Annotated in this window: 11 protein-coding genes; 9 read left to right on the forward strand and 2 right to left on the reverse strand. The window is 56.7% G+C overall.

Annotation, left to right across the window (positions count from 1 at the left end; genetic code table 11):
- Positions 1–110: 110 nt before the first annotated feature.
- Both ruvA and G536_RS0101815 read right to left on the reverse strand, forming a co-directional pair.
- A complete protein-coding gene (gene ruvA, locus G536_RS0101810) occupies positions 111–716 on the reverse strand; it encodes a Holliday junction branch migration protein RuvA (protein WP_022821868.1) in 606 nt (201 codons plus the stop codon).
- A 107-nt stretch (positions 717–823) separates the two neighbouring features.
- On the reverse strand, positions 824–3,094 hold the full coding sequence (locus tag G536_RS0101815; protein ID WP_026879755.1) for an NADP-dependent malic enzyme: 2,271 nt from the start codon (positions 3,092–3,094) through the stop codon (positions 824–826).
- Positions 3,095–3,568: 474 nt separating this feature from the next.
- Here G536_RS0101815 and G536_RS0101820 point away from each other — a divergent pair, with 474 nt between their 5' ends.
- The 9 genes from G536_RS0101820 (at position 3,569) to G536_RS0101860 (ending at position 14,060) form a co-directional block, all read left to right on the forward strand.
- Positions 3,569–4,333, forward strand: coding sequence for an SDR family NAD(P)-dependent oxidoreductase (locus G536_RS0101820; protein ID WP_022821870.1), 765 nt, complete (start codon positions 3,569–3,571; stop codon positions 4,331–4,333).
- A 102-nt stretch (positions 4,334–4,435) separates the two neighbouring features.
- Positions 4,436–5,293, forward strand: a complete 858-nt coding sequence (locus G536_RS0101825; RefSeq protein WP_022821871.1) for a fumarylacetoacetate hydrolase family protein — start codon at positions 4,436–4,438, stop codon at positions 5,291–5,293.
- Positions 5,294–5,418: 125 nt separating this feature from the next.
- A complete protein-coding gene (locus G536_RS0101830; RefSeq protein ID WP_022821872.1) occupies positions 5,419–6,207 on the forward strand; it encodes an SDR family oxidoreductase in 789 nt (262 codons plus the stop codon).
- Positions 6,208–6,681: 474 nt separating this feature from the next.
- On the forward strand, positions 6,682–7,353 hold the full coding sequence (locus G536_RS25795; protein WP_022821873.1) for an exopolysaccharide biosynthesis polyprenyl glycosylphosphotransferase: 672 nt from the start codon (positions 6,682–6,684) through the stop codon (positions 7,351–7,353).
- Positions 7,354–7,494: 141 nt separating this feature from the next.
- On the forward strand, positions 7,495–7,725 hold the full coding sequence (locus G536_RS33025; RefSeq protein WP_425402121.1) for a PID-CTERM protein-sorting domain-containing protein: 231 nt from the start codon (positions 7,495–7,497) through the stop codon (positions 7,723–7,725).
- Positions 7,726–7,784: 59 nt separating this feature from the next.
- Positions 7,785–8,324: an exosortase X gene (gene xrtX / locus G536_RS0101845; RefSeq protein WP_245575737.1), complete on the forward strand. Its 540-nt coding sequence runs from the start codon at positions 7,785–7,787 to the stop codon at positions 8,322–8,324.
- Between the two features lie 16 nt (positions 8,325–8,340).
- Entirely contained in the window at positions 8,341–8,859 is a 519-nt protein-coding gene (locus tag G536_RS0101850) for an XrtX-associated membrane protein (RefSeq protein ID WP_157530314.1), read from the forward strand.
- A 198-nt stretch (positions 8,860–9,057) separates the two neighbouring features.
- Positions 9,058–9,519: a hypothetical protein gene (locus tag G536_RS0101855; RefSeq protein WP_022821877.1), complete on the forward strand. Its 462-nt coding sequence runs from the start codon at positions 9,058–9,060 to the stop codon at positions 9,517–9,519.
- Between the two features lie 113 nt (positions 9,520–9,632).
- Positions 9,633–14,060, forward strand: coding sequence for a CusA/CzcA family heavy metal efflux RND transporter (locus tag G536_RS0101860; protein WP_022821878.1), 4,428 nt, complete (start codon positions 9,633–9,635; stop codon positions 14,058–14,060).
- Positions 14,061–14,072: the final 12 nt, after the last annotated feature.

Genomic DNA, 14,072 nt, shown 5'->3' on the forward strand with positions numbered 1-14,072 from the left:
GCGAGACATAAGCACTGAGTGGAAAGAGTTGGTGCCAACAGTTTTAAACAAGGTAAGCAACACCTTCAATCTCCAGACTCACTACTTATGCCCTAGTGCTTAGGAAAACGCTAATTCGACTTAAGAGCAAACTTAATCAATTCCTCCACGCTCAGGTCGTTACCGTGCTTATTCTGAATTTGATCCAGCGTTTTCTCGGCAGCCGACCGGGCAAAGCCCAGCGTTACTAAAGCCGACAACGCTTCACTCCGATTCGTATTGTGTGCCCGCGCCAACGGAACGGTGTCAACCCCAGCCTTAGCCAGCAATTCATCTTTGCGCAGCCGGTCCTTCAGATCGATGATAACGCGTTGTGCCGTTTTCGGGCCTACCCCTTTGATGCTCTGAATAGCCCGCACATCTTCGTTGATAATGGCGTGCCGGATTTCGCCTACGCTCATGCTGCTCACCATTACAATGCCGGTGCCCGGCCCAATGCCCGACACCGAAATTAGGTGCAGAAACAGCGCCCGTTCGTTGGGGTCGAGAAAGCCGTAGAGCGTGTGCGCGTCTTCCTTGATGTGCTGAAACGTGTACAGCTTGGCTTTGTCGCCCTCGGTGGGCAGCTTGCTGTAGGTAGCCAGCGAAATCTTGATTTCGTATCCCACGCCGTTCACGTCGAGAATGGCTTGGGCAGGGTCTTTATAGGCGAGCTTTCCTTCGATGTACGCAATCATGGGAAGTAGTTGGGATGATAGGGTGCCAGTGAAAACGCCTTTGCAGGCGTTTTCTATCCCAAAAATACTGGCATTTTTAACTAAATAAATTGGATGAGAGCAGCAGGCTACACGCCCGTAGCTTGCTGTGCATCCACTACGGCAATAGCCGCCATATTCACGATTTCGCGCACCGAAGCGCCAAGCTGCAAAATGTGCACTGGCTTGCGCATGCCCATGAGAACCGGCCCAATTACCTCTGCCCCACCAATTTCCTGGAGCACTTTGTAAGCAATGTTGCCGCTAATCACATTCGGGAAAATAAGCGTGTTGGCCCCACCTTTCTCAGCCAGCACCGAAAACGGGTATTGCTCCCGTAGCAGCTGTGGGTTAAGAGCAGTGTTAGCCTGCATTTCGCCGTCCAGAATCAAATCAGGGTAGCGGGCTTTGGCTAGCTCGGTGGCCCGGCGGGCTTTGTCGGGGAGGGTGCCGGGGTTGGAGCCAAAGTTGGAGTAGCTGATAACGGCTACCCGCGGCTCGGTGTCGAAAAAGCGCACGGCCTGAGCCGTGAGGCCGATAATGTCCACCATTTCCTCAGCTGTGGGGTCAATGTTCACGGTGGTATCAGCGAAGAAAAACGGGCCTTTCTTGTGCTGGATGATGTACATCGAGGCTACCCGCTTCACGCCATCTTCCACCCCAATCACCTGCAACGAGGGCACGATGCTCTTGCTGTAGTCTTTGGTGAGGCCGGTAATAACGGCATCGGCGGCTCCGGTTTCCAGCATCATCGAACCGTAGTAGTTCCGCTCGCGCAGCAGGCGTTGGGATTCGTAAAGCGTGAGGCCCCGGCGCTGCCGCTTCCGGAACAGCATCTCGGCGTACTCGTTGCGCTGTTTGTCCTCGTCCAGAATGTTGATAATCTTGCAACCCGTCAAATCCAAGTTGTTGGCATCGGCAATGGTCTGAATCCGGTCGAGCGGGCCCAGCAGAATGGGCTTGGCAATGCCTTCGTCGTGCAGGATGGTGGCCGCCTTGAGAATCTTGTAGGTATCGGCCTCGGGGAAAACCACCCGCTTGGGGTTGGAGCGCGCCGCCGAGGTAATACGGTTCATTAGCTTCTGGTTCACGCCCAAACGGCCGCGCAGCTCGTCCTCGTAAGCTGTCCAGTCGGTAATCTGGATGCGGGCCACGCCGCTTTCCATGGCGGCGCGTGCTACGGCTGGGCTCACGGCCGTAATCAGGCGTGGGTCCAAGGGTTTCGGAATCAGGTAGGTGCGCCCGAAAGCCAGGGTGTTGTCGCCATATGCGCGGTTCACCATATCGGGTACGGGCTCTTTAGCCAGCTCAGCCAGTGCCTTCACGGCGGCCAACTTCATTTCCTCGTTGATTTCGGTGGCCCTCACGTCCAGCGCCCCCCGGAAAATGTAGGGGAAGCCCAACACGTTATTCACCTGGTTGGGATGGTCGGAGCGGCCGGTCGCCATGATGATGTCGGGCCGGGTGGACATGGCCAGCTCATAGGCAATTTCCGGGTTTGGGTTGGCCAGCGCAAACACAATGGGGTTGTCGGCCATGGTCAGCAGCAGCTCAGCGGGCAGCACGTTGGCTGCCGACAAACCCAGGAACACGTCGGCACCCTGCATAGCCTCGGCTACGGTGCTTACGCTGCGCTTGGTGGCAAACTGCATCTGCAACGGCGCCAGGTCGGTCCGCTTGCCGTTGATGACGCCGTCCTTGTCGAACACCACTACATTTTCCAGCTTCAAGCCCAAGGCCAGATACAGCCGCAGGCACGACACCGCCGCGGCGCCCGCGCCACTCACCACTAGCTTGATTTCGTCGATTTTCTTGCCTACCACTTCCAGCGCGTTCAGCAAGGCCGCCGACGTAATAATGGCCGTGCCGTGCTGGTCGTCGTGCATGAGCGGAATGTTCATCTGCTCGCGCAAGGCCGTCTCGATGCGGAAGCACTCGGGCGCCTTGATATCTTCGAGGTTGATGCCGCCGAACGTAGGCTCCAGCGCCTTCACAATGCGGATAAACTCGTCGGGGTCGGTGGCGTCAATTTCAATGTCGAAGCAGTCAATACCGGCAAACTTCTTGAACAGTACGCCTTTACCTTCCATCACCGGCTTGCTGGCCTCGGGGCCAATGTTGCCCAAGCCCAGTACGGCCGTTCCGTTGCTAATAACCGCCACCAAGTTGCCTTTGGCGGTGTATTTATATACGTCGTCTTTGTTGTTGGCAATGGCGAGGCAGGGCTCCGCTACACCCGGCGAGTAAGCCAGCGCCAGATCGAGCTGGGTGCTGACGGGCTTGGTGGGTACCACCTCAATTTTGCCGGCAGGGCTTTGGGAATGGTAGTCTAGCGCGTCCTGTTTGTTGATTTTAAGCATGAGGAAGGGGATGGGGAAGATGCCGCTCGTGCGGCGCGGGTTAGGCAAGTTGGGGCGAAATCAGCCGGAATCAAAGCTGAGGCCACCGGATCAGCCGGTAAAGGCGCTTCGTATCGGTGGCCTGCTACTGCAGTGGTAGCCGCACCGGAAGAAAGCAGCCGCGGCATAAGGGCCAATCAGAACCGGCTGGTGCAAAACTTTGGCAATGCAAGGAGCACCGTTAGGCACCGTAAAGGTTTGCGCCGACCAACGGCCGGATTTTCGCTTTGAGGCGGACCACAAACCAAGGTCCTGGCCCAACAGAGTTTCTGGTAGTCCTCCTACCTTGCACCCCCAACACTACAGGAGAGTACCCCGAATAGCAGTGCTCATTTTTACTGCCGGCTCACTCACCAGTAAGGCAAGCAACTGGCCTCCACCCACTGGGTAGCGTCTGGTTTACCTATTCACACAGCATAGTAGCAAGCAATTCGTATGTTCAGTTTAGCTGGGAAGAAAGCAGTAATTACCGGCGGTGGCAGCGGCATCGGCAAGGCCATTGCCCTCACATTTGCCCGGCAGGGGGCCGAGGTACACATTCTGGAGCTGAACGCCGAAGCCGGCGAGCAGGTAGTAGCGGAAATCAAGCAGGCAGGCAGCCAGGCGGCTACGCACGGCGCCGACATCAGCCAGCAAGCTGAGGTAGTGGCCGTGGTCAACCAGATTGGCCCGCTGGATATCTTGGTCAACAACGCGGGTATTGCGCACGTGGGCAACGCGGAAAACACTTCCGAAGTGGACTTCGACCGGGTGTATAACGTGAATGTGAAAGGTGCTTACAATTGCCTGTACGCCGCGCTGCCGCAGATGAAAGTCCGCGGCGGTGGTGTGATAGTGAATATGGCTTCCATTGCGGCGCACGTGGGCCTCACCGACCGGTTTGCGTATTCAATGAGCAAAGGTGCCATCTTCGCCATGACGCTGTCGGTTGCGCGCGACTACCTGGCTGACAACATCCGGTGCAACAGCATTTCGCCGGCGCGGGTGCACACGCCGTTCGTAGACGGCTTCATTGCCAAAAACTACCAGGGGCAGGAGCAGGAAATCTTCGATAAACTCTCGCGCAGCCAGCCCATCGGCCGCATGGGTACCCCCGACGAGGTGGCCGCGCTGGCCTTGTACCTCTGCTCCGATGAAGCTGGCTTTGTAACCGGCTGCGACTACCCTCTGGATGGCGGCTTCATCAAGTTGAATAGTTAAATGGCTGCTTGATGGGGGCATTGCTGACAGGCTAAGAGCAATGCCCCCATCAAGCAGCCATTTAACTATTCAGCAATTCAAAAAATCAACCAGTCAACATTCATGAAATTAATTCGCTACGGCCAGCCCGGCCACGAGAAACCCGGTGTGATACTAAACGACCAGCAGCTGGACGTATCCGCTTTCGGAGAGGACTACAACGAGGCGTTTTTCGCTACCGACGGGCTGACCCGGCTGGCGGAGTATGTGCGCGCCAATACTGGCAAGTTGCCCGCTGTAGGTGCCAACGAGCGGCTGGGCGCGCCAGTAGCCCGGCCGTCCAAAATTGTGTGCGTGGGCTTGAACTACGCCGACCACGCCCGCGAAACCGGCGCCACGCCGCCGCCTGAGCCGGTGCTGTTCTTCAAATCAACTACGGCGCTGGTAGGCCCCAACGACGACATCATCATCCCGAAAAATTCCGTTAAAACCGACTGGGAAGTGGAGCTGGCCGTGGTAATCGGCAAGCAGGCGTCGTATGTGGAAGAGGCGGACGCGCACGAGTACATTGCCGGCTACGCCCTGCACAATGACGTATCGGAGCGGGAGTTTCAGCTGGAGCGTAGTGGCACCTGGGACAAGGGCAAAGGCTGCGACACCTTCGCACCCATTGGGCCGTTTCTGGCTACTCCAGATGAAGTGGCCGACGTGGATAATCTGCGCCTATGGCTGAGCGTAAACGGTCAGAAAATGCAGGATGGCACCACCGCCAACCTGATTTTCCGGATTCCGTTCCTGGTTTCCTATATCAGCCAGTTCATGACCCTGCTGCCCGGCGACATTATTTCCACCGGTACACCAGCCGGGGTAGGGCTGGGGTTCAACCCGCCCGTGTATCTGAAGCCCGGTGACGTTGTAGAGCTGGGTATTGACGGCCTGGGTACCTCCCGCCAAGAGCTACGCGCATATACCAAGCAGTAAAGTTTTGGCTATGCTTTCTCGTTACGTGGCCGGCGGCTTGCCGGCTGCGTAGCGAGTAAAAGCGTCTCCGTTTCTCATATTACCCTTACCGTTCAACTCTCGTCACGCATTTACTGGTTTTTAGTATGGATTTGCAGCTACACAACAAGGTGATTATCGTAACTGGGGGCGCTAAGGGGATAGGCGAGGGTATTACGCGGGTACTGGCAGCAGAAGGTGCTATTCCGGTGATAGTAGGCCGCAACGCCACCGATAATACCGCGTTGGTGGCTTCAATTGAGGCAGCTGGTGGCCAAGCTGCTGCTGTAACAGCCGAACTCTCTGACCCTGCCGCCTGTGAGCGGGCGGTGCAGGAAGTGGTAGCGCAGTTCGGCCGGATTGAGGGATTGGTAAACAATGCCGGCGTAAACGACGGAGTAGGACTGGAGAGTGGTGACTATCACCGCTTTATTGCTAGTTTGCACCGCAATGTGGTGCATTATTATCTAATGGCCCATCATGCCCTACCGGAGCTGAAGAAGTCGAAGGGGGCTATTGTGAATATCACCTCCAAAACGGCTGAAACCGGGCAGGGCAACACCTCAGCCTACGCCGCCGCCAATGGTGGGCGCAATGCCCTCACCCGAGAGTGGGCCGTGGAACTGCTCAAATACAGCATCCGGGTGAATGCCGTGATGGTGGCCGAATGCTGGACGCCCGCCTACGAAACCTGGATTGCCACCCTAGATCAGCCGGAAGAGAAGTTACGCGAAATCACCAGCAAGATTCCGCTGGAAAACCGTATGACCACGGCCGAGGAAATAGCCAACACCACTGCTTTCCTACTGTCGGCGTGCAGCAGCCATACCACCGGTCAAATCATCCATGTAGATGGCGGGTATGTGCACTTAGACCGAGCATTAGCCAATGCCTGATACTTGTAAAAAGGCTAAAATCCAGAATGATAGATAAGTGAATTTTACTACTTTGTAGAAATAGTAATACCACCTATAATATTGTAATGTACTGTATTGTAGTAACTTATATATCCGGGTGCAACCAACATTATAGTGCAAGGCGACTTCTATCGGTCATTTAAGGATAGATGATAGGTTCATCAGCTATGGCAACCTCAGATCTGGTAATAATCTAGTGAGAAATATAAATTTTATATAACTGCATATTTCAGGGTAGCAGGACAGTATGCAAGCAACTAGCTGCTGACACATGATTTCGGTGATATCAGATGGCAATTATGCTATTTCCTGGATAGCTGGATAATACCAATTTTTACATTATATCAATATTCCTAAAAAAACTTGGACTAACGCTTTTGAAAATAGAAATTAGTCTGCTAATATTGTTGCACTGAAATATAAAATTGTTTACTGAAAGTAATACTGCGAGTTATGATCTCCGTACTACGCTTGAAGGAGGTTGAGGGAGTTGAAAGCATACATTATTCTCAACAGTCTCCGGTAGTACTGGGGGCTTTTATACGCAAGCGCATATTTGACATTTTATTTGCTGGCTTAGTAGCGGTTTTCCTTTTGAGCTGGCTGGTACCTCTAATTGCTTTATGCATCAAGCTAGATTCACGAGGACCGGTGTTTTTCCGTCAGTTACGCACTGGCAAGCACGGTAAGCCCTTCTATTGTTTGAAGTTTCGCAGCATGCGCACCAGCGCCGACGCCGACCGCAAGCAAGCCAGCAAGCACGATAGCCGTATCACGCCGATAGGGGCCTTTCTGCGCAAAACTAGCCTTGATGAACTGCCGCAGTTCTTTAATGTGCTGAAAGGTGAAATGTCAGTGGTTGGCCCTCGGCCGCACATGCTGCGGCATACCGAGGATTACGCTCGTATCATCGACAACTTCATGGACCGGCACCTGATTATGCCTGGAATTACCGGCCTGGCCCAGATATCAGGTTACCGGGGTGAAACCAAAGAAGTGCGCGCCATGGCCAATCGGGTACGCGCTGATATTCAATACCTGCGTAACTGGTCGTTTTTTTTGGACCTCAAAATTGTGATGCTCACCGTATTACAAGTTTTCAAGCCTGACGAGCACACTTTTTAAGACTGTGCCTTTTGTAGGCTACTGTAGGCCTTGCTATTAGTTATAATCCGCTCTGAATTCGCCAATACCTGTTTTCTCTTTTCCATATTTATCTCTCCCTTCATGAAGTTTGTTTCCACGCTAGCCCGATTGGGTGCGGTCATGCTATTTGTATTGCAGGCCAACTTACCCGCTCACGCCCTTAACCCAATCTTCGAAATTCACGTGCATGGTCCTGGCTGCCAGCCTGGGTGCGGCTCTGGTAATAATCCAGCTCCTAGTCCTACTGGCGCTCCTATTGATGGTGGTGTTTCCTTGTTGCTAGCTGGCGGCGCGGCGTATGCTGTACGTCGTATTCGCAAGGGCAACAAACAGGCTTCTGCGGTTCAATAAGTAGCATGAGCGAGCAGGTGGTTGCTACCGCTTGCTCGCTCACCTTTTTGCTTAACGCTATGCCTACTTTGCATCCCCTGTTACGGTTTGCGCTTCTTTCTATTGGCTTCTATTTAGTGTGGTTTTTCGGTTATGAGCATTACCTCGCCATCGATGGGCGGCTGGATGACGTCCTGACCCACAATATTGCAGCCGTAAGCGCGGCCATTCTTCGCCTGTTGGGTTTCCCAGCTGCCGTATCACCAACCCAGGCCAACCTGATTTTGCTGGCCAACCAACCTACCGTATTCATTGGAGCCTACTGCGACGGGATGGTGCTATATGCGCTGTTCAGCGGCTTTGTACTGGCTTTTCCAGGTGGTGGCTGGCATAAGCTCTGGTTTGTGCCACTGGGTGTATTCCTGATTTACAGTGTCAATATCCTGCGGATTGTGGCCTTATGCCTGAATCATCAGTATTCGCACCAAACTGTTGATTTCAATCACCATTACACCTTTACCTTCATTGTGTACGGGTTTATTTTCCTGCTCTGGATTTGGTGGGCCACTCGGTTGGCTGCGCGCAATTCAACAAGTCCCGCGCAGCATGCTCATGCGTGAATACCAACCAACTGCAATGCCGCCGCTATCAGCTTCCTCTATCGATAGAAGCTGGTTGTGGCGCGGTGCGGGTAGCGTGGCCCTGGTAGCATTACTGCTGGTGGCTACTTTGTCTAACGAAGCAGTTTACAGCGTGCTCGGAAATTTTTGGCAGCAAATATTCGAGCTGTTGGGCATCAAACAAACTGCTGCAGCCCCCGCCGCGGAAACCTCGGTGGGAACCGTGCTAAACCGGCCTCGCAATCTGCCGGCGGTGCTTTCGTACGGAGCATTATACGTGCTGGCTTGTTTGACGCTGCTTTTTCTGCTGCTGCCCCATGGCCGGCAGCGGCGGTTGGTGCTAGGCTTCTATGCCATAGCTGGAACGGCTTTCGTGGTGCTAATAGGAATTAGCCGGCTTGGCAACGCGGCGGTGCTGGCGGTGCTGGCCAACCAGCTGCTGCATTTTATCGTGTCGCCGGTGCCTGTTATTATGCTGGTGCCCCTGCTGCGGTGGTATTGGCACAACCAGCCTGCCACCAAGCCCATGAGCTGAGTAACTGGAGTTATGAAAACTGTTGCCAAGAGGCGGCCGGTGTTATTCCCACGAACACTGGCCGCCTCTTATGGTTCTTGGCGTGGCAGGGCAATGGGTACTCTTGGCCGGTAGGCGTGCCAGTTCGGGCCGCCATTAGTAGGCCAGCACCCTTCAACCAAGCAGAAGTGCCGGCCAGGATTTATCTTTGCCTCACTTATGCTCCGGTTCCCGTGCCACACCATCCGCTTTATTGCCGCGACTTTGCTGGTCGTGTTCCTGAGCGCGCTGCTGGGGCCGGCTCTGGTGTTGGCTGAGGTAGTACGGCCCCGCGTGGCCGAAGACCACCTACACCTGCCGGGTCTGCCGCAGGCCCATCATCACCACGAAAGTGAAAAGCAGCTCCAGCTTCATTTGAAGGCTGGTCCGGTCAAGAAGCATCATTCCTGCCAAACCTGTACCAACGACGACGAACCGCCCCTGGCAGCTCTCAAACCGTTGGCGAAGCTGCTGGGCGAGCTGGCCGCGCCTGCACTACTGGCCTTACCGCCTGTGCAGAGTTACCGTTATCAGGCCTATCAAGCTTTGGACCGGCAGCGGCCTGTGGCGCTGGTGCCACCCGATTATCTCAAGCCCAAGATTCCGGATCTGAGGGTGTTTCTGGGGTCATTAACTATTTAACCTGCTGTATCTGTTTAAGGTCCGCGCTGGAACGGCTGTGCCGTAACCAGCGCGGACCTTTTGCGTGCTGTTTTCATTGGTTTTGTAGTTATTCTTTTCCCGTTCGGCAGCTTATGCTTGATCGTGTTATTCAGTTTTCCATTGGGCATAAGCTGCTCATTGGGTTGTTCACGTTGATGCTGGTCGTGTGGGGCAGCTATTCGGTGGCGCACCTCCCTATCGATGCCGTACCCGACATCACCAACAATCAAGTGCAGGTCATCACCCAAACGCCTTCCCTCGGGGCCCCCGACGTGGAGCGGCTGGTGACGTTTCCGGTGGAGCAGGCCATTGCCACCATTCCTGAGGTACAGGAAGTGCGCTCCTTTTCGCGGTTTGGCCTTTCGGTGGTAACCATCGTTTTCGACGAAAGCACCGATGTGTACTGGGCCCGCACCCAAGTGAGTGAGCGGCTAAAGGAGGCTGAGCGGCAGATACCGCCCGGCACCGGCACCCCTGAGCTGGCCCCGCTAACCACTGGCCTGGGTGAAATCTACCAGTATGTGCTGCACCCGGCCAAAGGCTACGAACGGAAATATTCGGCCACCGAGCTGCGCACCATGCAGGACTGGCTGGTGCGCCGGCAGCTGCTGGGTACCGCCGGCGTGGCCGACGTCAGCAGCTTTGGCGGCTACGTGAAGCAGTACGAAGTGGGCTTGGACCCCGAGCGGCTGCGGAGCCTCAACGTGACGGTGGCCGACGTATATGCCGCGCTAGAACAAAACAACCAAAACACCGGCGGCGCCTACATCGACCGGAACCCGGTGGCCTACGCTATCCGCACCGAAGGACTGGCCGGCTCCCTCGACGACGTGCGCCGGATGGTGGTGCGGCCCGCCTCCACGGCCACCGGCGTACCGGTGCTGGTGCGCGACGTAGCCACCGTAAGCTTCGGCCACGCCGTGCGCTACGGCATGCTCACCCGCAACCAGGAAGGCGAAGTGGTAGGCGGGCTGGTGCTTATGCTGAAAGGTGCCAACTCATCGGCCGTTATCAAGGCAGTGAAGGCACGCATGGCCACCATCCAGAAAACCCTGCCGGCCGGCGTGGTAATCGAACCGTTTCTGGACCGCACCAAGCTGGTAAACCAGGCCATTGGTACCGTCACTAAAAACCTGGCGGAGGGTGCGCTGATTGTGATTTTCGTGCTGGTGCTGTTCCTCGGTAACTGGCGGGCCGGGCTGGTGGTGGCATCGGTTATTCCGCTGGCTATGTTTTTCGCCATTGGCATGATGCGCCTGTTTGGGGTGTCGGGCAACCTGCTCAGCTTGGGTGCCATCGACTTTGGGCTGATTGTGGACGGCGCCGTTATTATTGTGGAAGCTATTGTGCACCGCCTGGCCGGCCTGACGCGGCCCGCCGGAACCGCCGATTTACAACCCACCGAAATGGACGAGGAAGTATACCAGGCAGCCAGCAAAATCCGCTCGTCGGCGGCCTTCGGTGAAATCATTATCCTAATTGTGTATCTGCCGTTACTGGCGCTGGGCGGCATCGAAGGCAAGATGTTCCGGCCGATGGCGCAAACTGTGGGTTTCGCCATTCTAGGAGCCTTCATTTTATCGTTGACCTACGTGCCTATGGTATCGGCACTGGTGCTGAGCCGCCGGACGCACGCCGCCCCAACTTGGTCTGACCGGGTGCTGGATGGCTTGGCTGCCCGCTACCAACGGGTAGTGGAGTGGTCCCTCGGCGCCAAAACGCTGGTGCTGGGTACCGCGCTGGCCCTGCTAGTCGGGGGTATCCTTTTGTTTAGAACATTGGGTGGGGAATTTATTCCGACTTTGGAAGAAGGCGACTTTGCCGTGGAAACACGCGTGCTGCCCGGTTCTTCTATTACTTATACTGCCGAAAAAGCGCAGCAGGCCGCCGGCATTCTGCTCCGAAATTTCCCTGAGGTCAAGGAAGTGGTAGCCAAAATCGGGTCTTCGGAAATTCCCACGGACCCCATGCCGGCTGAAGCCTGCGACCTGATTGTGGTGCTCAAAGACCGCCACGAGTGGACTTCGGCCAGCAACCGCGAAGAGTTGGTCGAGAAGATGTCGGCGAAGCTCACCCGGATTCCGGGCGTTACGTTCGGGTTTCAGCAGCCCATCCAGATGCGCTTCAACGAATTGATTTCGGGCGCTAAGCAGGACGTGGTGCTAAAGATTTTCGGGGAAGACCTGCAACAACTCGACTATTACGCCCAGCAGGTAGGCGAACTGGTGAAAGACCTGCCCGGGGCCACCGACCTGTACGTGGAGCGTAGCACCGGCCAAACCCAGATTGTCGCCCGCCTCGACCGGGACCGGATGGCGCAGTATGGCCTATCGGTGGCGGCTGTAAACCGTACGGTGCAGGCGGCCTTTGCCGGCCAAGTAGCCGGCCAAGTGTTCGAGCAGGAACGCCGCTTCGATTTGGTGATCCGCCTCCAGGAAAGCTACCGCCAGGACATCCGCAACCTGCGCCAACTGTTCATTGCCACCCCCGACGGCCGCCAGATTCCGCTGGAGCAGGTGGCGCAGGTGCAATTGGTGCCCGGCCCCAGCCAAATCCAGCGCGACGATGCTAAGCGCCGTATTACGGTGGGCTTCAACGTGCGAGGCCACGACGTGGAAACGCTGGTGAAGCAAGTGCAGCAGCGCCTGGAGAAGCAAGTGAAGTTCGCGCCCGGCTATTACGTAACCTACGGCGGCCAATTCCAGAACCTACAGTCGGCGCGAGAGCGGCTGCTGATTGCGGTGCCGGTGGCCTTGCTGCTCATTTTTCTGTTGCTCTACGCTACGTTCAATTCAGTTAGCCAGTCGGTTATGATCTTCACGGCCATTCCGCTGTCGGCTATTGGGGGTGTGCTGGCCTTGTGGCTGCGGGGCATGCCGTTCAGCATTTCGGCGGGCGTGGGCTTCGTTGCGCTGTTCGGGGTGGCTGTGCTCAACGGTATTGTGCTCATCGGCTACTTCAACCAGCTCAAGGCCGAAGGCATGAGTGACCTGCGCACCCGCATTCTGCAAGGCACTCACGTGCGGCTGCGGCCCGTGCTGATGACGGCCACCGTGGCGTCGTTGGGTTTTCTGCCCATGGCGCTGTCGAACTCGGCGGGCGGGGAAGTGCAGAAGCCGTTAGCCACCGTAGTAATTGGCGGCTTGGTCACTGCCACGCTGCTGACGTTGCTGGTATTGCCGGTGCTTTACTATCTGGAAGAAACCTGGACGGCCCGCCGCACCGCCAAAGCCGGGAGTGCCATTAGCAAGCCACTCATAACCAGTGTACTGTTTCTGGTTGCGCTCAGCCTGTCAACTGTTGTGCAGGCCCAAAGCCTCGGTACGCCAGAAGGTGGACCTCTGAATGCCAGCCAGGCGGTAGATGCGGCGCTGCTGGGCAGCGGAACAGTACTCGGAGCGCAGCAGCAGCTAGCCGCGCAACAAGCCGCGGTGCGGGGCGTGCGCGAATGGGGCCGTACCACCGTGCAAGCCAGTTACGGGCAATACAACTCGGTGCACAACGACAACCAGGTGAGCATCACGCAGCCGCTGGCGTGGCCGGGGTACTATGGCACCCTTACGGCGCTGGCCAAGGCGCAGGTAGCTACCAAAGAGCAGCAACTGGCCGTGGCCCGCGCCGAGTTGCGGCGGCAAGTGCGCCTGCAATACGAAGCCGCCGTGCACGCCCGGCACCGCCTGCGTACCCTGCGCACCCAGGATAGTGTGCACAAAGAGTTTGCGCGAGCCGCCGAGGTTCGTTTCCGTACTGGCGAAACCGCCCGGCTGGAAGTAGCTACGGCGCTGGTGCAGCAAGGCGAAACCCACACCCGCCTCACCCAGACCCGCACCGACTACCAGGTGGCCGCCCGGCAGCTGCAAGCCCTGTTGCAACGGCCGCAACCCATAGCCGTGGCTGATAGTGTGCTGCAACCCCTGACCCCGCAGCGCAATGTATCGGTTACTGATACCGTGGCGCTCAGCCAAAGTCTGCTGGCCCAAGTGCTGCGGCAGCAAGTAACCGTAGCGCAGGCCGAAACCCGAGTGGCGCAGACTCAGGGCAAGCCGGGGCTGGGCGTGGGCTACTTCAACCAGTCGCTCATCGGGCCGCAGACTGTAGACGGTGTAGCCCGCACCTACACCGCCACCGACCGTTTCCAGGGCGTGCAAGCAACGGTGGCGGTGCCGCTGGTAACGGGGCCGCAACGTGCACGGGTACAAGCGGCGCGCTTGCAGGAAAAAGTGGCCGCTACCAGCTACGCCCGCTACCAGATTGAGCTAACGAGTAGGGTGGAGGAACTGCTCTTGCAGCGCGCAGAGCAGCAACAGCGGCTGCAATTCTACCAGCAAACCGGCTTGCCGCAAGCTGCCATTATCATTCGCGTGGCTACCAAAGGCTTCAAGGCCGGCGAAACCAACTACACCGAATACCTGCTCAACCTAGACCGCGCCCTGCGCCTGCGTACTGACTACCTCGACGCGCTGCTTGAACACAACCAAACCGTCATCGAACTAGATTACCTGCTGAGCACCGGCGAGTAGCTTGGCTGTTTC

Source organism: Hymenobacter norwichensis DSM 15439 (assembly GCF_000420705.1).
GTDB classification, from domain to species: Bacteria; Bacteroidota; Bacteroidia; order Cytophagales; family Hymenobacteraceae; genus Hymenobacter; species Hymenobacter norwichensis.

Coding starts and splice junctions, on each gene's coding strand:
- ruvA (WP_022821868.1), bottom strand. CDS start 716: ATGATTGCGTACATCGAAGGAAAGCTCGCCTATAAAGACCCTGCCCAA.
- G536_RS0101815 (WP_026879755.1), bottom strand. CDS start 3,094: ATGCTTAAAATCAACAAACAGGACGCGCTAGACTACCATTCCCAAAGC.
- G536_RS0101820 (WP_022821870.1), top strand. CDS start 3,569: ATGTTCAGTTTAGCTGGGAAGAAAGCAGTAATTACCGGCGGTGGCAGC.
- G536_RS0101825 (WP_022821871.1), top strand. CDS start 4,436: ATGAAATTAATTCGCTACGGCCAGCCCGGCCACGAGAAACCCGGTGTG.
- G536_RS0101830 (WP_022821872.1), top strand. CDS start 5,419: ATGGATTTGCAGCTACACAACAAGGTGATTATCGTAACTGGGGGCGCT.
- G536_RS25795 (WP_022821873.1), top strand. CDS start 6,682: ATGATCTCCGTACTACGCTTGAAGGAGGTTGAGGGAGTTGAAAGCATA.
- G536_RS33025 (WP_425402121.1), top strand. CDS start 7,495: ATGCTATTTGTATTGCAGGCCAACTTACCCGCTCACGCCCTTAACCCA.
- xrtX (WP_245575737.1), top strand. CDS start 7,785: ATGCCTACTTTGCATCCCCTGTTACGGTTTGCGCTTCTTTCTATTGGC.
- G536_RS0101850 (WP_157530314.1), top strand. CDS start 8,341: ATGCCGCCGCTATCAGCTTCCTCTATCGATAGAAGCTGGTTGTGGCGC.
- G536_RS0101855 (WP_022821877.1), top strand. CDS start 9,058: ATGCTCCGGTTCCCGTGCCACACCATCCGCTTTATTGCCGCGACTTTG.
- G536_RS0101860 (WP_022821878.1), top strand. CDS start 9,633: ATGCTTGATCGTGTTATTCAGTTTTCCATTGGGCATAAGCTGCTCATT.